Below are 21,256 nucleotides of genomic sequence, written 5' to 3' on the forward strand. Positions count from 1 at the left end.
AGGCCCACAGTTGGTTTGGTGGGGATTTCCAACATGGCTACCGCAACGGTGACAGGGACAGCCCCGGTCAATCTGAAGCCGCCAACACTGGTGGCACCGGCGACCAACCCCATTGATGTGCTGGCCTACGAAAACGGAGTCACCGTGCGCGTCGAGCACCTGTCAGCATTGCCGGGTGACCAGGCTCGGTTGCTGGAAGTTAACCCGTTACCTGGCGCACAACCCTTTCCAATACTGACACTCAACCAGAACAAGCGCGCCAACTTCAAACTTGACCCAGCGTTTCTCGTGGCACGGCGCGGGACAGCCATCAAGTTACGCTGGGAATTGATTCGAGGAGGAAAACCCGAAGACGAGTCGACTGATTTGGCGCTGACCATCCATCCTATCGCCGAGGATGATCCGCGCTTGCCGACACCCAATATCGCCAGCAATACGAGTTCAGAACTGAAGGTTCAAGAACTCACAACAGATGCGCGGATTCTCGCAGCAAAATGGCCGCTGTTCGAGGCTAGGCAACCGATCTGGGTGTCCTGTTCAGGCTTTGACAAGAATGGGGATCCCGTCAACAAAGACGTCAGGTCGGGAGAGCCCAATGATTCACCGGATGGATTGTCGGTGCTCGCGCCGGTTGAGTGGTTGAAAACACTAAAAGATGGAAGTGAGCTGACGATTGCCTGTGCAGTCAATCTGGACGGATCTGCAACTGAAGCTGAAGCGGTGAGTTTTCCGCAACGCTCTTACATAATAAAAAGTACCGTTTCAATATATGAAAACTTTGAAAGCGCTCCGAAACAGGTATTCTATGAAAATAAACCTGTGACACTTTATAGCGGCCTGACTATAAATGTATTAAAAGATGCACACGGTATTCATCATAACCAAACAATTGAGGACCCATCCCCTCCAAGACTTCAGACCCTGCGCGTTACTGCCGGCTCGATAGTCAAATTTAGTTGGGCGGGCCTTGCGACCACAATAAAACTCGAGGTTCGTCAAGCTCACAGACCGCACACTATTATTTTCTTTGACCCCAGCGGTAACACAATAGAAACCAAGCAACTTCCTTATCGCTCCAGTGGCGACCTAATCCCACTTGATTTTGAATATAAAGCGCCTGCAGGACGATATATTTCGCACTTTCAGATCAATGCAGCGCAAGACCCCGGGACCGGCCATCTACGCTGGTTCTATCTAGATGACCTTACGATAAACTAAAAAAAGGGGACGTAAAAAAGGGGACGTATTTATTTACCAGCAAATTCGCTCCCACAGAGAAATGCATTCCAGATGTGGGAGCGACGGTTCGACCTGCTCGCGAAAGCGACCTCACAAACAACACAGCTCATCGGGCATAAAAAAACCGCCACCGGATTCAACCGGATGGCGGTTTTTTTACTTCATCAGCATCAGGAATCGCGCCGTAGATCCGGCGGGATCGGCAGGTCGTCCTTGAGCGGTTCCGGGAACTTGCCCTTGCCCGCGCGGTGCTGGCGGATCTGGTAGACGTAGGCCAGCACCTGGGCGACTGCCAGGTACAGGCCGCCGGGGATTTCTTCTTCCAGCTCCGTGGAGTAGTAGATCGAACGCGCCAGCGCTGGCGATTCGAGGAGCATGACGTTGTTGGCCACGGCGATTTCGCGGATCTTCAGCGCCAGGAAGTCGCTGCCCTTGGCCAGCAGCATCGGTGCCCCGCCCTTCTCGGCGTCGTACTTGAGCGCCACGGCGTAGTGGGTCGGGTTGGTGATGACCACGTCGGCATCCGGGATCGCCGCCATCATCCGCCGCTGCGACATCTCGCGCTGGAGCTGGCGAATGCGCTGCTTGACCTCCGGCCGCCCCTCTTGATCCTTGTGTTCGTCGCGCACTTCCTGCTTGGTCATCTTGAGCTTCTTGATGCTCTCCCAGATCTGCACGGGCACGTCGACGGCGGCGATGATGATCAATCCGCACGCCAGCCACAGCGAGCTCCAGCCCACCAGTTGCAAGCTGTGAATGATCGCCCGGTCCAGCGGCTCGTGGGCGATGCGCAGCAGATCGTCGATGTCCGCATTGAGTACCACCAGCGCTACACCCAGCGTGATGAGAAACTTGGCCAGCGCCTTGAGCAACTCGACCACGGCCTTCATCGAGAACATCCGCTTGAGGCCCGCCGCCGGGTTCATCCGGCTGAACTTGGGTGCCAGCGAACCGGCGGCGAACAACCAGCCGCCCAGCGCGATCGGCCCGAGGAAAGCCGCCAGCAACAGGGTGATCATGATCGGCTGAATCGCCAGCAATGCCTGCAATCCGGAGCTCATCAGAAACGTCGCCATGGAGCGCTCATCCATGATCACTTCCCGCGACAGCGTGAAGTTCTGGCGCATCAGGTCCATCAAATCCTGCGCCAGCATCCCGCCAAAAATCAGCAGCGCGGCAGAGCCGGCGAGCATGATCGCCAGGGTGTTGAGCTCCTTGGAACGCGCAATCTCACCCTTTTCCCGGGAGTCCTTTTTGCGCTTCTCCGTGGGGTCTTCTGTTTTGTCCTGACCGCTTTCGCTCTCAGCCATGACTCAGCGCGCCTTTGCCAGTTCGCGTAAAAACTGCAAGGCCTCGGTGGCCAGCGGTTGATACTGATTGAGAATGTCCGCCAGCCCGACCCAGACGATGAACAGGCCGAGTACGAGGGTCAGCGGAAAGCCGATGGAGAAAATGTTGAGCTGCGGTGCGGCCCGGGTCATCACGCCAAAGGCGATGTTGACCACCAGCAGCGCGGTGACCGCCGGCAGCACCAGCAACAAGGCGGCGCCCAGCACCCAGCCGAGCTTGCCGGCCAGCTCCCAGTAATGCGTGGTCATCAGCCCGCCGCCGACCGGCAGCGTGGTGAAGCTTTCCGTGAGCACTTCGAACACCACCAGGTGCCCGTTCATCGACAGGAACAGCAAGGTCACCAGCATCGTGAAGAACTGCCCGATCACCGCCACCGACACGCCGTTGGTAGGGTCGATCATCGACGCGAAGCCCATGCCCATCTGGATCGCGACGATCTGCCCCGCCACCACGAAGGCCTGAAAGAACAATTGCAGAGAGAAGCCCAACACCGCACCGACCAGAATCTGCTCGGCAATCAACAGCAGACCGCTGAGGTCCAGAGGGCTGACCGCCGGCATCGGCGGCAGGTTGGGCGTGATCACCACGGTGATCGCGAAGGCGAAGTACAGACGGATCCGCCGGGGCACCAGCGTGGTTCCGAAGACCGGCATCACCATCAACATCGAGGCGACGCGAAACAGCGGCAGCATGAACGTCGCCACCCAGGTACTGATCTGGGTATCGGTCAGCTGAAGCAGCGATTGCATGGCTTAGCCGATGACCATCGGAATGTTTTTGTACAACTGGGTGATGTATTCCATGAACGTCTGCACCAGCCACGGGCCGGCGACGATCAGCGTCACCAGCATCACCAGCAGACGCGGCAGGAAGCTCAGGGTCTGTTCGTTGATCTGGGTGGCGGCCTGGAACATCGACACCAGCAGGCCCACCAGCAGACTCGGGACCACCAGGATCGCCACCATCATGGTGGTCAGCCACAGGGCCTCGCGAAAGATGTCGACCGCTACTTCTGGCGTCATGGCGATACACCTCCGAAACTGCTGGCCAAGGTGCCGATGATCAGCGCCCAGCCATCCACCAGCACGAACAGCATGATCTTGAACGGCAGCGAGATGATCAGCGGCGACAGCATCATCATACCCATCGCCATCAGCACGCTCGCGACCACCAGGTCGATGATCAGGAACGGGATGAAGATCATGAAGCCGATCTGGAACGCAGTCTTCAGTTCAGACGTCACGAATGCCGGCACCAGAATCGTCAGCGGCGCCTGATCCGGCGTCGCGATGTCGGTGCGCTTGGACAGGCGCATGAACAGCTCCAGGTCGCTGGAGCGGGTCTGGGCGAGCATGAAGTCCTTGATCGGCACCTGGGCCTTTTCCACTGCCTGCTGGGCCGTCAGCTTTTCCGCAAGGTACGGCTGCAAGGCATCGTTGTTCACGCGATCGAACACCGGCGCCATGATGAACAGCGTCAGGAACAGCGCCATGCCGGTGAGGATCTGGTTCGACGGCGTCTGCTGCAGGCCGAGGGCCTGACGCAGGATCGAGAAGACGATGATGATCCGGGTGAAACTGGTCATCAGGATGACGGCCGCCGGAATGAAGCTCAGCGCCGTCATGATCAGCAGGATCTGCAGGCTGACCGAGTACTCCTGCGCGCCCTCGGCGTTGGTGCCCAGGGTGATCGCCGGGATCGACAACGGATCGGCGGCGAATGCCAGCGGCGCGGCCAACATCAAGGCCAGGGTCAAGACGATGCGCAACGCACCCATTACTTCTTATCCTTCTGATCCTTGCCGAGGATCTTCAACAGATGCTGGGCAAATTCCGGAGTCGCTTTGTCGGCGGTGCTCGGCACCTCGACCGGCTCTTTGAGCACGTGCAGCGCAGTGATGGTTCCGGGGCTGAGGCCGAGCAGGATCTGCTCGTTGCCGACCTGCACCAGCATCAGACGGTCACGCGGCCCGAGCGCGCGGGAACCGATCAACTCGATCACCTGGCCCTTGCCGGCGGGACCTGCCTGCTGCACCCGGCGCAACAGCCAGGCGAGGAAGAAAATCAACCCCAGCACCAGCAACAGACCCAGCACCAGTTGCGTCAGCTGACCCGCCACGCCGCTGTTGACGGCCGGTGCAGCCGCCGCTGCCGTGGTCGCCACCGGCTCGGCCGCCAGCACGCTGAACGGCAACGCCAGTGCCAGGCCGAACAAAGCCCCCAGAAGCTTTTTCACTCAGCGCAGCTTCTTGATGCGTTCGCTCGGGCTGATCACGTCGGTCAGACGGATGCCGAACTTTTCGTTGACCACCACCACTTCACCGTGAGCGATCAGGGTGCCGTTGACCAACACGTCCAGCGGCTCGCCGGCCAGACGATCGAGCTCGATCACCGAACCCTGGTTGAGTTGCAGCAGGTTGCGGATGTTGATGTCGGTGCTGCCCACTTCCATCGAGATCGACACCGGGATGTCGAGAATCACGTCCAGGTTCGGACCGTCGAGGGTCACTGGATCGTTGTTCTTCGGCACGCTGCCGAACTCTTCCATCGGCAGACGGTTGGAGCTCGAAGCACCTGCATCGGCGGCCAGCAGCGCGTCGATGTCGGCCTGCCCGGCTTCACCGGTTTCTTCCAGGGCGGCAGCCCATTCATCGGCCAGTGCCTGATCGTCCTGGGTGTTCATATCGTCGTTCATCATTTGTCCTCGGCGGGCAAAAAACCGGTAAAAGAATCAGGGAGTGAGGGCGCCGCTTCAGCGGCGCTCGATCGGCTCGATAACCTGCAACGCGAGGTTGCCTTTGTGCGAGCCCATCTTGACCTTGAAGGCCGGCACACCGTTGGCGCGCATGATCATGTCTTCCGGCATCTCGACCGGAATCACGTCACCCGGCTGCATGTGCAGGATGTCGCGCAGCTTCAACTGGCGGCGGGCCACGGTGGCACCGATCGGCACGTCGACGTCGAGCACGTCCTGGCGCAGGGCATTGACCCAGCGTTCGTCCTGGTCGTCGAGGTCCGACTGGAAACCGGCGTCGAGCATTTCGCGCACCGGCTCGATCATCGAGTACGGCATGGTCACGTGCAGATCGCCGCCACCGCCGTCGAGTTCGATGTGGAACGTGGAGACCACAATCGCTTCGCTCGGGCCGACGATGTTGGCCATCGCCGGGTTCACTTCCGAGTTGATGTACTCGAAGTTGACTTCCATGATCGCCTGCCAGGCTTCCTTCAAATCGACGAACGCCTGCTCCAGCACCATGCGCACCACGCGCAGTTCGGTCGGGGTGAATTCACGCCCTTCGATCTTGGCGTGACGGCCGTCGCCGCCGAAGAAGTTGTCCACCAGTTTGAACACCAGTTTGGCGTCGAGGATGAACAGCGCGGTGCCGCGCAGGGGTTTGATCTTGACCAGGTTGAGGCTGGTCGGCACGTACAGCGAGTGCACGTATTCGCCGAACTTCATCACCTGTACGCCACCGACGGCAACGTCCGCCGAGCGGCGCAGCATGTTGAACATGCTGATGCGGGTGTAGCGGGCAAAACGCTCGTTGATCATTTCCAGAGTCGGCATGCGTCCACGGACGATGCGATCCTGGCTGGTCAGGTCGTAGCTTTTGACACTGCCGGGTTCGGCAGCGTTATCGGTCTGTACCAGACCATCGTCGACACCATGCAACAGCGCGTCGATTTCATCCTGGGACAGCAGATCCTGCACGGCCATGTCGTGTTCCTACTGCAGTACGAAATTAGTGAAAAGCAACTGTTCGATCACCACTTTGCCCAGCTCTTTCTGCGCCACTTCCTGGACGCTGGCTGTGGCCTTCTGGCGCAGCATCTCCTGACCGACCGGGGTCGCCAGCGTGGCGAAATCCTGACCGGAGAAGAGCATCACCAGGTTGTTGCGAATCACCGGCATGTGCACTTTGAGCGCTTCCAGATCCGCCTGATTGCGCGCCAGCATGGTGATGCTCACCTGCATGTAGCGCTGACGGCCGTTCTGGTTGTAGTTGGCCACGAAGGCCGGCGCCATCGGCTCGAAAATCGCCGGCTGCTTGCCGACCGGGGCCGCTTCGGCCGCCGCCTCGGGCTTGCTCTGGGCACTGTGCATGAAGAACCAGGTCGCCCCCACAGATGCGCCGATGGCCAGCAGCAACCCGAGCACGATCGCAATGATCATCTTGAGTTTGCCTTTGGTTGCGGGGTCTTTTACTGCTGCAGCTTCGCTCTTCGCCATGCCAATAATCCGTCACTAATCGGGTTTTCACAGTCGCACGGCAAGGCAAGAGCAAGTGTTATGCCAGAAGTGTAGGTAGTAGCGGAGACAACGCTGAAGTCAAAAGCAACCCTCACCCCAGCCCTCTCCCGGAGGGAGAGGGAGCCGATCGAGTTGTCTTGTTGTGATATATCGACCTGAGGCACCGAGTCGACTTGGATTCAGCCCAAACAATAAGGTTAGCGAGCATCTCAAGCATCCCCCAATCAGTTCCCTCTCCCTCCGGGCGGTCCGACGTTTCGGGAGGGCTAGGGTGAGGGGCTTTTGATTTGATCAGGCGTAGTAGTCGACGGCGCTGGAGCCGATCACGTGAGTGGCAGTAGCTGCCGCTTCAGCCACGGCCGTCGGGGTCAACTCTTCTTCAGCCGAATCCAGGCGACCGCCGGCAGCGCTGGTGCGACGACTCTGCCCCTGCTGCGCCTGTTCCTGGCCCTGGCCCTGCCAACCACGATTCTGGTCGGACACGTTGACGTCGACCTGCCCCATGCCTTGCTGGTTGAACATGTCGCGCAGGCGGTGCATCTGACCGTCGAGGGCTTCACGCACGCTCGGATGCGCGCTCATGAAGGTCACTTGGGTCTGCTGGTCCGGCACCATGTTCACCCGGATATCCAGACGCCCAAGCTCCGCAGGCTGCAATTGGATGTCGGCGGCCTTCAGGTTGTTGCTCGACAGGTACATGACCCGGTTGACCACTTCTTCGGTCCAGCCGTTCTGGTGCATGGCAATCGGTTGGTTCACCGGCACCGCGTTGGCGGTTTTCGGTGTGGCTGCCTGAGTCAGCGCCGCCAGACGGTTGGCGAAATCATCCACGCGGGTGTCGCTGGTGGCAGTCTTCAGGTCTTTCAGGCCGTCATCGATCAGACCGCTGAACGCCTTCTCGCCGCCCTGACTGGTGCTGTCCTTGTCAGCCTGCACATCCAGCATGCTGGCCATACCGGCAGCGAAGCTCTGCGCCGAGGTCAATTCGCCGTCGGCCTGACCCTGGGCAGGAGTAGCCTTGGGCTGGGACTGGCTGGAAGCGGAAATGTGACCACTCTGCTCCATGGCCATGCGCACGGCGGGCAGCGAATCCAGCGGATCCGCTTCGGGGTCGAAAGCCGGGTCAGCGGCCGGCGCCGGATCCTTGACCATACCCGGCAATGCCGCCACGACTGGCTTGTCGGTTTCAGGCTTCGCGGCGGTATCGACGACTGGAGTGGCGACTACCGGCGCCGTGACGACCGGTTCTACCGCCGCCATTAGCGCCGGGTCCACCGGAGCAGCATCAGCGACCGGGGTGGGCAGCGTTTCAACCGCTTCGTCATCGGTAGTGCTGTCGTCCGTTGCCGCCGTCGCCGGTTTGTCGGCGGGCAAGGCTTTGCCGCTATCGGCAACCGTCGGCGTCGGGGCGGCAGACTGATCCTTGCCGAGGTCTTTCTTGCCGCTGTTGTCGGCAACCTTGTCACGGGCAGGTTTGAGCGAATTGTCGACGGTCACCGAGGGCTTGTTCGCGCCCTGGTCGGCGAACACCTGAGCGAAGCTGGAGGCCTTGTCCCCGGGCTCTGCGGCCACTGCCGATGATTTGGCCGAGGCAGCTTGCGCCTTGGCCTGGGCGGCGGTCTGAAGAAGAATGTTGGGGCTTGCAGGCATGGCACGGTCTCCGCTGCACTGGGATCGTAGGTACAGTTGGGATAGATGACTGCAAGTGCCGGGCCAGTTTCGCCAGGAAACCTGCAAAACCGCCCGACGGCAGAATCAGTGCGTCAGCGAGCGCTGTCGCTCGGCGACATAAACGGGCCGCACATCGGCGAATTCGCTATGGATGTCGGCAACCAGTTTGATGATTTCAGAAGGGCTTTTGTCTTTGGCATGCTGTTCCAACTCCTGACACAGAACGGCAAGACGGGTCGCGCCCATGTTGCTGCTGCTGCCCTTGAAGCTGTGCGCAACGGAAGACAATGCGTCAGCATCGGCAGTCTGCTGCAACTCCCGCAGGCGATTTTCGGAATCGGCGAGGAAGGTATCCAGCAGTTCCGGATAGCTGTCTTCCATCACTTCCCGCAGCGCGCTCAGCGCTTCGTGGTCCACATGTGTATCAGCCACTTGTTCACTCCTTGATCAAGAATGCGCGGATTATGCCAGAGCCTCCCAGAAAAACTCCACGCGGGCACTGCGACCATCGTCTGACCAGCTGGCATTTCGGGCCAATTGCCGGATCAGACTGACACCGCGCCCCGACAGACGGACATCGTCGAGCGGCCGCTCCATCACGCGCGCGACATCGAATCCCTGGCCGCTGTCTTCGACTCGCACCACTAGACAACCACCCTCGCCTTCCGGCCGCACCTGCAAATGCACCCGCACGTAACCGTCCTGCAGGGCCTCGAGGCGCGCATTGCGCTGCTCGTAATAATGGGCGAAACCCGAAGCATCGCGCTTGAGGCTCGAGTCCAGGCCCAGTACACCATGCTCCAGCGCATTGGAATAAAGCTCGGCCAGCACGCTGTACAACGCGCCACTCTGCGCCCGCAATCCATGCACTTCCAGCAGCAACTGCAACAGGTAAGGCAACGGATTGAAGCGCTTGAGCGTGGCACCGCGAAATTCGAAGCTCACTGACCAGTCCAGCGGACAGGACTGGCCGCTGTCGGAATACACCGGCGCCGATGGATTGATCTGCTCGGCCTCCAGCAGGCTGACTTCGACCATGCTCACATCGTCCCGGGCCTCACCGCGAAAGTCCTGCAACGCCTGCTCGATGTCCTCGAACAGCCGATCCGGCTGGCGATTGGCAGCGAACACCTGGTGCAGGCGCTCGACACCAAACAACTGATCGTTGGCATCGCAGGTGTCGATGACCCCGTCCGAGAGCAAGAACACCCGATCACCCACCGCCATCGGGTGAACCTCGGTGCGGTCATCGAAAGTCTGCGGGCTGAGCACCCCCAGCGGCAGGTGGCGTGCCGCCAGCGGCGTGCGCTCCCCGGTGGCGAGACAATGCAGATAGCCGTCGGGCATGCCGCCGTTCCAGACCTCCACCGAGCGCCGCTGAAAACTCAGGCACAACAGCGTCGCGCAGCAGAACATGTCCACCGGCAGGATGCGCTTGAGCTTGGCGTTCATTTCCCGCAGGGTCTCGGCCAGGCCGTAACCCTTGGCCGTCATGCCATAGAACACCTCGGCAAGCGGCATGGCGCCGACCGCCGCCGGCAAACCGTGACCGGTGAAATCACCGAGCAACACATGCATGTCGCCGGCCGGGGTGTACGCGGCCAACAGCAGATCGCCGTTGAACAGCGCATAGGGTGATTGCAGGTAACGGATGTTCGGTGCACTCAGGCAACCGGAATGCGCGACTTTGTCGAACACGGCCTTGGCGACCCGCTGCTCGTTGAGCAGATAATCGTGGTGTTTTGCGATCAGGTCGCGCTGTTGAAGAACCGTGGCCTGCAAACGTCGCAAGCGATCCATCGCCTTGATTTTGGCGGCGAGGATCACCTGGTTGTACGGCTTCGCCAGAAAGTCGTCACCGCCGGCCTCAAGACAACGGGCCAGCGCTTCACTTTCCGTCAGCGAAGTGAGGAAGATGATCGGCACCAGGCTTTCACCCGCCAGCTTCTTGATCTGGCGTGCAGCTTCGAACCCGTCCATCACCGGCATCATGGCGTCCATCAATACCAGATGCGGTTTTTGCCGGATAAAGGCTTCAACCGCCTCCGCACCGTGAGTGGCCGTCAGCACTTCATGCCCCTGACGACGGACGATGGTCGACAACAACAGCCGGTCGGCGGCGCTGTCTTCGGCGATCAGGATCGTCAGCGGCTCTAGCGGCTGCATGGCCGTCAACTGATGTCGAACAATTTGTCGAAGTTGGAGATGGCGAGGATCTTGCGCACATCCGAATTGCTGTTGACCACCCGCACATCCGAGTCGTCACCGCCGGCGTGATCACGTAAGAGAAGCAACATGCCCAGGGCCGAACTGTCGAGATAGGTGGCATCCTTGAGATCCACCACAATGGAGTCAGGCTTTTTAGTGAGCCGCTCGTAGGACTCGCGAAATTCCTGATGGCGACCGAAGTCGAATCGGCCCTTGACGGAAATCGTCAACTTTTGCCCATCCGCAGACACTTCTGTAACGACTGACATGTACTGGCTTCCTTGTCATTGACGAACCTGTACAAGGTGTAGCACTTGGAGGGGTCATGGGCAAGGCGCGATAGCGTCGGGATCTGTCAGAGATCGGCTCGTCAAAACGCCTCATGACGCGGCAAACGCTGGGACAACTCGTCCAGCAGCTTCTGTTCGCGCTTGTCTTCGGCGCGCTGCGCCTCATCACGATAACGTTGTACAAGTTTGCGCAGGCCCTCGACCCGGGCGAATGCCTGTTGCCAGGCGTCACGGGCCTTGTCCAGGTTGTTCTGGTGCCATTGCAGGCTCTGGCGCTGCTGATCGACGGCGGTGTCGAGTTGCGCCAGGAAGCCCTGAAAACCCAGCAGCCATTGGCCGGTCACGCCGGTGCTGCCGCGCACGATCCACTGCTGCGAATAATCCAGACGAAAGGCGTTGAGGTCGGCGAGTTTGCTCTCGGCGACTTTCACCTGCCCCTGAAAGTAGCCCAGGCGTTGCACGGCGGTTTTCTCGGCCTTCTCGGCCATGTCCACCACCGGCGCCAGACGCGCGGCTCGACTCAGAGCCATGACCGGTTACCCGCCGGCCGCCGGGGCGAAAATCGTTTCGAGGTACGCCTCGCTTTCACCCAGGCTGATTTTGTCGTTGAGCCCCTGACGCAGGTATCTGACCAGTTGCGGTTGCAGATTGATGGCGAGGTCCGTCTCGCGGTCACCGCCAGCGACATAGGCGCCGACGCTGATCAGGTCGCGGCTCTGTTGATAGCGCGACCACAGCTGCTTGAAGTATTGCGCGCGCTGCATGTGTTCCGGCGCCACGACTGCGGGCATCACCCGGCTGATCGAGGCTTCGATATCGATGGCCGGGTAATGCCCTTCCTCGGCCAGCCGCCGGGACAGCACGATGTGCCCGTCGAGTACCCCCCGCGCGGAGTCGGCAATCGGGTCCTGCTGGTCATCGCCCTCGGACAGCACGGTATAGAACGCTGTGATCGAACCACCGCCCTTCTCCGCGTTACCGGCGCGTTCCACCAGTTTCGGCAGTTTGGCGAATACCGACGGCGGATAACCCTTGGTCGCCGGCGGCTCACCGATGGCCAGGGCGATTTCCCGCTGGGCCTGGGCGAAACGGGTCAGGGAATCCATCAGCAACAGGACGTTCTTGCCCTTATCGCGGAAATATTCGGCGATCCGCGTGCAGTACATCGCCGCGCGCAAACGCATCAGCGGCGCATCGTCCGCCGGCGACGCCACCACCACGGAGCGCTTGAGGCCTTCTTCACCGAGGATGTGCTCGATGAACTCTTTAACTTCTCGACCCCGCTCACCGATCAGGCCGACGACGATAATGTCGGCCTCGGTAAAGCGGGTCATCATGCCCAGCAGCACGGATTTACCGACACCGGTACCGGCGAACAGACCCAGACGCTGACCGCGACCGACCGTCAACAATCCGTTGATGCTACGGATGCCGACGTCCAGCGGTTCGCTGATCGGGTCTCGGTTGAGCGGGTTGATCGTCGGGCCGTCCATCGGCACCCAGTCTTCGGCCTTCATGCCGCCCTTGCCGTCCAGCGCCCGTCCGGCGCCGTCCAGCACGCGACCGAGCATGCTCATGCCCATAGGCAAGCGACCGGTGTCGGCCAGCGGCACCACGCGGGCGCCCGGGGCAATGCCGGCCACGCTGCCGACCGGCATCAGGAACACCTTGCTGCCGGAGAAGCCCATGACTTCGGCCTCAACCTGGGACGGGTGATAGGTGTCGTCGTTGATCACCATGCAGCGGGTGCCCATGGCGGCGCGCAGGCCTTCGGCTTCGAGCGTCAGGCCGACCATGCGCAGCAGGCGACCTTCGAGAATCGGCGCACCGGCGATTTCGGTGGCCTCGGCGTAGGTGCTCAGGCGCTTGGCGAAACTGGTGCGTTCAAGGCGCATCGGGGGCGTCCGCGAGCGGCTCTTCTGCGACCGGTGCCGGTTTCGGCGTTTCCGGCAAGTCCAGGCTCAGGTCCGGCGCGGCCGGGTGCAGGGCCTGCTCATGCAACTGGTCGAACAGCTTGGACATGACCTGGCTGACGCGGGTTTCGATACTGGCGTCGATCCGGCTGTGGTCGGTCTCGACCCGGCAACCGCCCGGCAGCAGGGTTTCGTCCTCGACGATGCGCCAGGTTTCCTCATGACGTTCGCGCAGGGCTTTGACCTGCTCGAAATCCTGCGGATTGACGTACAGCCGCACATTGCCCACGCCCAGCGGCAACAGCTTGAGCGCGTCGCGCATGACGTGTTCGATCTGCGTCGAGTCGATGGCCAGTTCGCGCTGAATCACCTGTTTGGCGATGTGCTGCACGAGGTCGACCAGCGATTTTTCGATCTGGGTGTCTTGCTCGGCAATAGGCTCGAACAGATGCGCCATCAGTTGCTCAAGGCTGTCGACCTTGGCCGTCAGGACCACTTCGGCTTCCTGACGCACCTTGAGGGTGGCGCTGTGAAAGCCTTCCTTTTCGCCGATGGCGAAGCCCTCGTTGTAGGCCTCCTGACGGATGCTTTCGAGCTCTTCGAGGGTCAGTGGCTGGACTTCCTCCAGCGGCACTTCTTCCATTTCCGGCGGTTCGGGCTCCGGTTCCGGCTCGGGCTCAGGCGCCGGCGGATCGAAGCTGGGCAAGGCCCAGGTATCGAAACCGCGGACGTCCCGGGCACGGATCAGGTCCGTCACATCGTCGTCATGCTTGTCCATGGGCTTAGATCATTTCCTCGCCGCCCTTGCCACCGAGCACGATTTCTCCGGCTTCGGCCATACGGCGGGCGATGGTGAGGATTTCCTTCTGCGCGGTCTCCACATCGCTGACGCGCACCGGGCCCTTGGCCTCGAGGTCGTCGCGCAGCAGTTCGGCGGCACGCTTGGACATGTTCTTGAAAATCTTCTCCTTGACGCCTTCGTCCGAACCCTTGAGGGCCAGCACCAGCACGTCGGAAGAGACTTCGCGCAACAGTGCCTGGATCCCGCGGTCGTCGACATCGGCCAGGTTGTTGAACACGAACATGAGGTCTTCGATCTGACCGGACAGGTCTTCGTCGACTTCGCGGATCGAGTCCATGAGCTGGCCTTCGATCGAGCTGTCGAGGAAGTTCATGATGTCCGCCGCCCGCTTGATGCCACCCAGGGTGGTGCGCGAAGCGTTCGAGTTGCCGGAGAACTGCTTCTCGAGGATCTGGTTCAATTCTTTCAGCGCGGCCGGCTGCACGGTGTTCAACGACGAGACGCGCAGGATAATGTCCAGACGCACCTTGTGGTCGAAGTTGCCCAGCACTTCACCGGCCTGATCCGGATCGAGGTACGCGACCACGATCGCCTGGATCTGCGGGTGTTCGTAACGGATCACGTCGGCAACGGCGCGCGGCTCCATCCATTTCAGGCTGTCGAGGCCACTGGTGTTGCCGCCCAGCAGAATGCGGTCGATCAGGCCGTTGGCCTTGTCTTCACCCAGGGCCTGGGTGAGCATTTTGCGCACGTAGTCGTCGGAGCCGACGCCCAGGCTGGTCTGGTCGCCGACGATGTCGACGAACTCGCTCATGACCTGCTCGACCTGCTCACGGTGGACGTTGCCCATCTGGGCCATGGCCACGCCGACTCGCTGGACCTCTTTGGGGCCCATGTGGCGCAGCACTTGTGCGGCATCGGTCGAACCCAGGGACAGCAGCAGAATCGCGGCTTTATCGACCCGGGACAGTTTGGCGACGGCGGCTCGGTTATCACTCATCTGCGTTAATCCACTCTTTCACGACCTGGGCCACACGACCCGGGTCTTCTGCCACCAGACTCTTGATTGCGTTCAACTGAGCGTCATAACCCTCGCTCGGGCTCGGCAGCAGGATGCTGGTCGGGCCGCCGAGGCTGACGCGATCGTTGGACAGTTCACCGTCCAGACCGCCCATGCCACCGAGTTCCATGTCGCCGCCCAGACCGGCCAGCTCCTTGCTTTTGCCGCCACCGGTGATGTTGTTGAGCACCGGACGCAGCACGCCGAACACCAGCACCAGGATGAACAACACGCCCAGCACTTGCTTGACGATGTCCCAGAACCATGGCTGGGAGTAGAACGGAATGTCGGCGATCACTTCGCCGCGCTCGGCGGAGAACGGCATGTTGATCACGCTGACGCTGTCGCCACGGCTGGCGTCGAAGCCGACGGCGTCCTGTACCAGACGGGTGAAGCGCGCCAATTCGTCGGCGCTCCACGGCGCGCGAGTTGTTTCGCCGTTGGCCGGGTTGATCTTGACCTGATCGTCCACCACCACCGACACCGACAGGCGATTCAGGCGACCCTGCTGCTGTTTGGTGTGGCTGATGGAACGGTCGAGTTCGAAGTTCTTGGTGGATTGTTGACGCTTGTCCGCCGGGTACGGCGCGAGCATCGGCTGGCCGGTGGCCGGGTCCATGATCTGCTGACCGTTGGCATCAACCAGTGGCTGGCCTGGCTGCACCATGCTCGCCGGGGCGGCTGCGCCACCGGTGGTCTGCGGCGCCGAAGCCGGCGAAGGTGGCTGGTTGCTCAAGGCACCCGGCACACCTTGCGGGCCATTGCTGGCAGTGCGTTGTTCGTTGACCGACTGTTCGCTGCGCAGGGCCGGTTGATCCGGGTTGAACTGTTCGGCGGTCGATTCGACGGCACTGAAATCGACATCAGCCGAGACTTCAGCCTTGTAGCGATCGTTGCCCAGTACCGGTTGCAGAATGTTGTGCACGCGCTGGGTGAGCATGCTTTCCATGCGGCGGCTGTAGTCGAACTGCTTGCCGGCCATGGTCATTTCGGAGTTTTCCGCCTGATCCGACAGCAGGTTGCCCTTCTGGTCGACGACGGTGATCTGCGATTTGCTCAGCTCGGGAACGGAGGTGGCCACCAGGTTGATGATGGCGACGACCTGGCCTGGCTCCAGCGAACGACCGGAGTACAGCTCGACCAGTACCGAAGCGCTTGGCTTGCGTTCATCACGCACGAACACCGAACTTTTCGGGATCGCCAGGTGAACGCGCGCGCCCTTGACGTTGTTCAGGCTGGAAATGGTGCGGGCCAGTTCGCCTTCCAGGCCGCGACGATAACGGGTCGCTTCCATGAACTGGCTGGTGCCCAGACCCTGTTCCTTGTCGAGAATTTCGAAACCGATGTTGCCGTCGCTGGGAGTGACACCAGCGGCCGCGAGCTTGAGCCGCGCACGGGACAGGTCATCGGCCTTGACCAGCAAGGCGCCGGAATTCGGTTCGACGGTGTAGGGAATGTCGGCGGAGGCCAGGGTGTCCATGACCTGCTTGGCGTCCATGCCGGCAAGGCTGCCGTACAGAGGCCGGTAGTCCGGTTGCTGCGACCACAGCACCACGGCAAAGCCAATCGCCACGCTCGCGGCCAGGCCGACCAACAGGCCCACCTGACGCAGCACGGTCATCTCGGAGAGGTTTTCCAGGAAGGACAGGCCGAACAACGGCGGTTTGCCGTCTATCGGGGTGGCCTTGGCCGGAACGTTATCGGCGACTGCTTCTGCCATGACTCAATCTCGTCCTTAAACCGGCATCTGCATGATGTCTTGATAAGCCTGAACCAGCTTGTTGCGCACCTGGGTCAGAGCCTGGAACGACACGCTGGCCTTTTGCGAGGCAATCATCACGTCCGTCAGATCGACGCCGCTCTTGCCGATCTCGAACGCGTTGGCCAATTGGCTCGACGCCTGCTGGGTATCGTTCACTTTGTTGATGGCTTGACCGAGCATGTCGGAAAAGTTGCTGCCTGCCACTTCCGGGACAGCGGAAGTCGATTTCGGCTTCGACATGGCGTCCATTTGCATGGCCTTCATGTCCATCATCAACCGATTAAATTCAATACCTTGGCTCATGGTCTACTCTCTTGGGCGGCCCGCAATTTTTTGACACTCACTCGGCGGGTACTCAGGTGTTAGCAACAACGGTGCCAGCTCATGGCACCGCTTTCAGAAAAGCCGTTTCAAACGTTTGCGCAACCGGTCAGGTGGCGAACAGGTAGCCTTCGACATCCATGCCCGCATCGCGCATTTGCGCCAGTTTGTAACGCAGGGTGCGCGGGCTGATGCCGAGTTTTTCCGCGGCCTCCTTGCGCCGACCGCGCTCGGTACGCAGGGTGTCGATGATCATCTGGAACTCGCGCCGACGCAGGTCATCGCCCAGCGCACCGGCCGAATCGGCCTCGATTTCGACTTCACGAATGACCGGCGTTGCCGGAACGGCCGCCGGCAATGGAGCGAATAACGCAGGCCCGGAGAGACAGAAATCCTGCGGCTGGATCAAGCCGCCCTGCTGCAGAATCAAGGCCCGCTGGACCGCGTTATCCAGCTCGCGCACGTTGCCCGGCCACGGATAACCGATCAGGCACGCTTGCGCCTCGGGCGAGAACTTCGCCGTCGCATGCTTCATTTTATTGACGTGTTTGGCCAACAGACGCTCGGCCAGCGGCAGGATATCGGCGGTGCGCTCGCGCAACGGACGCCAGGCCAACGGAAATACCGAAAGACGGTAATAGAGATCCTCACGGAACCGCCCCGCCGCCACTTCACCGGCCAGATCACGGTTGGTGGTCGCCACCACGCGAATATCGAGGGTGATCGGCTTGCGTGCACCGACCCGCTCCACTTCCCGCTCTTGCAACACGCGCAGCAGTTTGGCTTGCAGACCCAGGGGCATTTCGGAAATTTCATCGAGCAGAATGGTGCCGCCGTCCGCCTGTTCGAACTTCCCGGCCTGGGCCGCGATGGCGCCAGTGAACGAGCCCTTTTCGTGACCGAACAGGGTGGCTTCGAGCATGTTGTCGGGGATCGCCGCGCAGTTGATCGCAATGAACGGCTGACTGGCACGATGGGATTGCTGGTGAATGTAGCGCGCCAGCACTTCCTTGCCGGTGCCGGACTCGCCGGAAATCAGCACAGTGGAATCGCTGCGCGCGACTCGCGCCGCCAGATCCAGCAATTGAGCACTGGCGGGCTCGACCGCGACCGGGCCTTCGGTATCACTGACGCCAAGGCTGCCCAAGGCGTGACGCGCCACCAGATCCAGCAGAGCCTTGGGTTCGAACGGCTTGACCAGATAATCCGCCGCGCCTTGACGCATCGCATCGACTGCGCGCTCGACCGCACCATGGGCGGTCATCAGCAGCACCGGCAATTGCGGTTGTCGCGCGCGCAGCAGGCCGAGCAATTGATGGCCGTCCATACCCGGCATGTTGACGTCGCTGACCACCAGACTGAACGCTTCGCGCTCGACGGCGCTCAGCGCCTCTTCGGCCGAACCCACTGCGTGATAGTCGTGACCGGCCAGCAGCAGCGTATCGGCCAGCGCTTCGCGCAACGAGCGGTCGTCTTCGACCAGCAGAACCTTGATGCCCATGACCTTCACTCAGCTCCCTGAACAGCAGAAAACAACGGCAGGATGACCTGCGCGCACGTACCGCGCCCGACCCGCGAACGCAGCTGCAATTCTCCCTGATGCGCACGCGCCACGGCCTTGACCACGGTCAGGCCCAGGCCGGTCCCGGTGACTTTGGTGGTGAAAAACGGCTCGCCCAGCCGCGCCAGCACTGCCGCATCAATACCGCTGCCGCTGTCGCTGACACACAAACGCAAGGTGTTGTCGCGGGTATAGCAATGCACCTTCAGACGCACCTCACCGGCACTCGCCTGAATCGCGTTTTCAATCAGATTGAGCAGCGCCCCGACCAGCGTGTCGCGATTGCAAAGCAACTCGCCGGCATGGCTGTCGCATTGCCAGCGGATCGGCAGATCCTGCACATGGGTCAGCGCCGCGGCCTGCAACGACTGCATCAAGGCATTCGGTGTGACACGATCGGTCAGCGGCAGCTCGCCACGGGCGAAGACCAGCATGTCGCGCACCTGATGCTCCAGCTCGTGCAGACGCTCCTTGAGGCGACCGGCAAAACGCTGCTGAGTGGCGACCGGCAATTCCTGCTCGGTCAAGTGACTGGCGTACAGCAAGGCGGCGGACAACGGTGTGCGGATCTGATGAGCCAGCGACGCGACCATCCGCCCCAGGGACGACAATCGCTCGTGGCGCGCCAGCTGATCCTGCAAGTGACGGGTTTCAGTCAGGTCGTTGAGCAGCACCAACTGCCCCGGCTCGGCATCCAGCGAGCGGGTGGCAATCGACAGGCGTCGACCGTTTTTCAAGGAAATTTCGTGACCGTCATCTTCACGGGGCGCGAAGCAACGGGTGATAACGTGGCGCCACAGCTCGCCTTCCAGCGGCAGACCGAGCAATTCGATGGCGGCAGGATTGGCCTCGCACACAATGCCATGGCCGTCGATGACGATGACGCCACCGGGCAACAGGTCGAGGAGGTTTTGCAGACGGTTGGCCAGGCGTTCTTTTTCCGCCAGTTCCTGCATGCGCTGGGCACTGACCACGGCCAGCTCGCCCTTGAGCTCGGTGACCCGGGCTTCGAGCATGCTGTAGGAGTCGGTCAACTGGCTGGACATCTGGTTGAACAGGGCGAATGCCTGCTCAAGCCCCTGGCGGCTCGCCTGCTCTACGGACGGCAGTTGCCCCGAGGACTCGGGAACAGAAGACATCTGGGAGGCTTGGGGCATTGTGCTTTCTCGCTTGGCTGACCGTCAGTGAAACGGAACGTTGCGAGGGATGTAGCAATACCCGTGCCTAAAAAAAACCACTTATAAATGAAGCAGTTGAAAAACAGGCGTCAATCATCCGCCTGTTCATCACCTTCACGACGGCTCATGCCGTACTTGCGCATCTTCTCCACCAGCGTGGTGCGGCGAATGCGCAGACGCTCGGCCGCACGCGCCACGATGCCGTTGGCATCGTCCAGCGCCTGCTGGATCAGGCCCTGCTCCAGACCACCGAGGTAGTCCTTCAGGTCGAGACCTTCCGGCGGCAACAGGGCGTTGGCGCTGAAGTCCGGCGTATGGCCGTTGATCGCCACGCGCTCTTCCAGATCGCTGCGCAGGCTGTCGACCATCTGCTCGTCTTCGTCGTCGACGTAGCGGAATTTCTTCGGCAACTCGACCACGCCGATCACCCCGTACGGGTGCATGATCGCCATGCGCTCCACCAGGTTGGCCAGTTCGCGGACGTTGCCTGGCCAGCCATGGCGGCACAAGGACATGATTGCGGCGGAGTTGAAGCGGATCGAACCGCGCTTCTCGTGCTCCATGCGCGAGATCAGCTCGTTCATCAGCAACGGAATGTCTTCGACGCGCTCACGCAGCGGCGCCATCTCGATCGGGAACACGTTCAGGCGATAGTAGAGGTCTTCGCGGAAGGTGCCGATCTCGATCATGCTTTCGAGATTCTTGTGGGTCGCGGCGATGATGCGCACGTCGACGCTCTGGGTCTTGTTGCTGCCCACGCGCTCGAAGGTGCGCTCCTGCAGCACGCGCAGCAGCTTGACCTGCATCGGCAGCGGCATGTCGCCGATTTCGTCGAGGAACAGCGTACCGCCGTTGGCCAGCTCGAAGCGGCCGGCACGGCTGGTGATCGCGCCGGTGAAGGCGCCCTTCTCGTGACCGAACAATTCGCTTTCCAGCAACTCGGCCGGGATCGCCCCGCAGTTGACCGGTACGAACGGCGCGTCGCGGCGCTTGGAGTGGTAATGCAGGTTGCGTGCAACCACTTCCTTGCCAGTACCGGACTCGCCGAGGATCAGAACGCTGGCGTCGGTGTCGGCGACTTGCTGCATCATCTGACGCACATGCTGGATCGCGCGGCTGGTGCCGACCAGGCTGCGGAACAGGTTGGGTTCGCGATGACGGCCGCGCTCGCGGGCCTGGTCGTACATCTCGCGATAGACCTGGGCACGGTGCAGGGAGTCCAGCAGTTTGCTGTAGCTCGGTGGCATTTCGAGGGTCGAAAGCACCCGGCGGCGCTGGTCTTCGGGCAGGTCCACCGAAGAATTATCGCCCATCAGCAAAACCGGAAGGAACTCATCCCAGGTTGAGAGTGTCTTTAGCAAGCCCAAAAGCGCACCAGGAGCATTGACCGTCCCGATCAGTACGCAAATGACCTCACGACTAGACGACAAAGAGCCGACTGCCTGCTGCCAGTCATGGCTTCCGCAGGGTAAATTTTCTTCGCCAAGAAAATTTAAGATCACCGCCAGGTCGCGGCGGCGGACGCTATCGTCATCGATCAGCAGAATTTTGGTTTCACGCCACATGCAATAGCAACTTCCCTAGTCAACTCAATGCCCAAAATGAGGGGCAAGCGAGACGCTTGCAGGACACCTTGTGCCTGTAGAC

Annotated in this window: 21 protein-coding genes and 1 pseudogene; 1 reads left to right on the forward strand and 21 read right to left on the reverse strand. The window is 61.1% G+C overall.

The window, feature by feature from the left end; all coding sequences use genetic code 11:
• Positions 1-1,218 (forward strand): annotated as a pseudogene (locus AC07Y2_RS13190) (hypothetical protein); the annotation flags it as partial.
• A gap of 191 nt (positions 1,219-1,409) precedes the next feature.
• On the opposite strand, the gene flhB reads toward AC07Y2_RS13190, so the two are convergent.
• From flhB to AC07Y2_RS13295, 21 genes are all read right to left on the reverse strand, one after another.
• Positions 1,410-2,549 carry a flagellar biosynthesis protein FlhB gene (gene flhB, locus AC07Y2_RS13195; RefSeq protein WP_039765610.1) on the reverse strand — a complete coding sequence of 380 codons (1,140 nt, stop codon included), beginning with the start codon at positions 2,547-2,549 and terminating at the stop codon, positions 1,410-1,412.
• Between the two features lie 3 nt (positions 2,550-2,552).
• Positions 2,553-3,338, reverse strand: a complete 786-nt coding sequence (fliR, locus tag AC07Y2_RS13200) for a flagellar biosynthetic protein FliR (RefSeq protein WP_085611525.1) — start codon at positions 3,336-3,338, stop codon at positions 2,553-2,555.
• A gap of 3 nt (positions 3,339-3,341) precedes the next feature.
• Positions 3,342-3,611, reverse strand: coding sequence for a flagellar biosynthesis protein FliQ (fliQ, locus tag AC07Y2_RS13205; protein ID WP_007951951.1), 270 nt, complete (start codon positions 3,609-3,611; stop codon positions 3,342-3,344).
• Positions 3,608-4,366: a flagellar type III secretion system pore protein FliP gene (fliP, locus tag AC07Y2_RS13210; RefSeq protein ID WP_007951950.1), complete on the reverse strand. Its 759-nt coding sequence runs from the start codon at positions 4,364-4,366 to the stop codon at positions 3,608-3,610. Before fliP ends, fliQ begins: the two co-directional genes overlap by 4 nt.
• On the reverse strand, positions 4,366-4,824 hold the full coding sequence (fliO, locus tag AC07Y2_RS13215; RefSeq protein ID WP_074687540.1) for a flagellar biosynthetic protein FliO: 459 nt from the start codon (positions 4,822-4,824) through the stop codon (positions 4,366-4,368). The genes fliP and fliO overlap by 1 nt, the downstream gene beginning before the upstream one ends.
• Positions 4,825-5,283, reverse strand: coding sequence for a flagellar motor switch protein FliN (gene fliN / locus AC07Y2_RS13220; RefSeq protein ID WP_007951948.1), 459 nt, complete (start codon positions 5,281-5,283; stop codon positions 4,825-4,827). It abuts the gene before it with no gap.
• Positions 5,284-5,340: 57 nt separating this feature from the next.
• Positions 5,341-6,309, reverse strand: coding sequence for a flagellar motor switch protein FliM (fliM, locus tag AC07Y2_RS13225; protein WP_003222890.1), 969 nt, complete (start codon positions 6,307-6,309; stop codon positions 5,341-5,343).
• Between the two features lie 9 nt (positions 6,310-6,318).
• A complete protein-coding gene (fliL, locus tag AC07Y2_RS13230; RefSeq protein ID WP_007951946.1) occupies positions 6,319-6,822 on the reverse strand; it encodes a flagellar basal body-associated protein FliL in 504 nt (167 codons plus the stop codon).
• A gap of 312 nt (positions 6,823-7,134) precedes the next feature.
• Positions 7,135-8,493, reverse strand: a complete 1,359-nt coding sequence (locus AC07Y2_RS13235; RefSeq protein ID WP_103385715.1) for a flagellar hook-length control protein FliK — start codon at positions 8,491-8,493, stop codon at positions 7,135-7,137.
• 105 nt (positions 8,494-8,598) lie between these two features.
• Entirely contained in the window at positions 8,599-8,946 is a 348-nt protein-coding gene (locus AC07Y2_RS13240) for an Hpt domain-containing protein (protein ID WP_007951942.1), read from the reverse strand.
• Positions 8,947-8,976: 30 nt separating this feature from the next.
• Positions 8,977-10,680 (reverse strand): ATP-binding SpoIIE family protein phosphatase, encoded by a 1,704-nt coding sequence (locus tag AC07Y2_RS13245; RefSeq protein ID WP_103385716.1) that lies wholly within the window; start codon positions 10,678-10,680, stop codon positions 8,977-8,979.
• Between the two features lie 5 nt (positions 10,681-10,685).
• On the reverse strand, positions 10,686-10,991 hold the full coding sequence (locus AC07Y2_RS13250) for an STAS domain-containing protein (protein ID WP_039765597.1): 306 nt from the start codon (positions 10,989-10,991) through the stop codon (positions 10,686-10,688).
• Positions 10,992-11,092: 101 nt separating this feature from the next.
• On the reverse strand, positions 11,093-11,542 hold the full coding sequence (gene fliJ, locus AC07Y2_RS13255) for a flagellar export protein FliJ (RefSeq protein ID WP_011333052.1): 450 nt from the start codon (positions 11,540-11,542) through the stop codon (positions 11,093-11,095).
• Positions 11,543-11,548: 6 nt separating this feature from the next.
• Complete coding sequence (fliI, locus tag AC07Y2_RS13260; protein ID WP_039765593.1) at positions 11,549-12,907, reverse strand: flagellar protein export ATPase FliI; 1,359 nt, start codon at positions 12,905-12,907, stop codon at positions 11,549-11,551.
• Entirely contained in the window at positions 12,897-13,703 is an 807-nt protein-coding gene (gene fliH / locus AC07Y2_RS13265; protein ID WP_039765590.1) for a flagellar assembly protein FliH, read from the reverse strand. The genes fliI and fliH overlap by 11 nt, the downstream gene beginning before the upstream one ends.
• A gap of 4 nt (positions 13,704-13,707) precedes the next feature.
• A complete protein-coding gene (fliG, locus tag AC07Y2_RS13270; protein WP_007958288.1) occupies positions 13,708-14,727 on the reverse strand; it encodes a flagellar motor switch protein FliG in 1,020 nt (339 codons plus the stop codon).
• Positions 14,720-16,507 carry a flagellar basal-body MS-ring/collar protein FliF gene (gene fliF, locus AC07Y2_RS13275; RefSeq protein WP_007958290.1) on the reverse strand — a complete coding sequence of 596 codons (1,788 nt, stop codon included), beginning with the start codon at positions 16,505-16,507 and terminating at the stop codon, positions 14,720-14,722. Before fliF ends, fliG begins: the two co-directional genes overlap by 8 nt.
• A gap of 15 nt (positions 16,508-16,522) precedes the next feature.
• Complete coding sequence (fliE, locus tag AC07Y2_RS13280) at positions 16,523-16,852, reverse strand: flagellar hook-basal body complex protein FliE (protein WP_011333048.1); 330 nt, start codon at positions 16,850-16,852, stop codon at positions 16,523-16,525.
• 127 nt (positions 16,853-16,979) lie between these two features.
• The gene (locus AC07Y2_RS13285) at positions 16,980-18,371 is read right to left on the reverse strand and encodes a sigma-54-dependent transcriptional regulator (RefSeq protein ID WP_103385777.1); all 1,392 of its coding nucleotides are present in this window, start codon (positions 18,369-18,371) and stop codon (positions 16,980-16,982) included.
• Between the two features lie 5 nt (positions 18,372-18,376).
• Complete coding sequence (locus tag AC07Y2_RS13290; RefSeq protein ID WP_039765586.1) at positions 18,377-19,588, reverse strand: sensor histidine kinase; 1,212 nt, start codon at positions 19,586-19,588, stop codon at positions 18,377-18,379.
• Positions 19,589-19,698: 110 nt separating this feature from the next.
• On the reverse strand, positions 19,699-21,174 hold the full coding sequence (locus tag AC07Y2_RS13295; protein ID WP_039765583.1) for a sigma-54 dependent transcriptional regulator: 1,476 nt from the start codon (positions 21,172-21,174) through the stop codon (positions 19,699-19,701).
• Positions 21,175-21,256 lie beyond the last annotated feature (82 nt).

The sequence above is a fragment of the Pseudomonas sp. GW456-12-1-14-TSB6 genome, assembly GCF_059424205.1.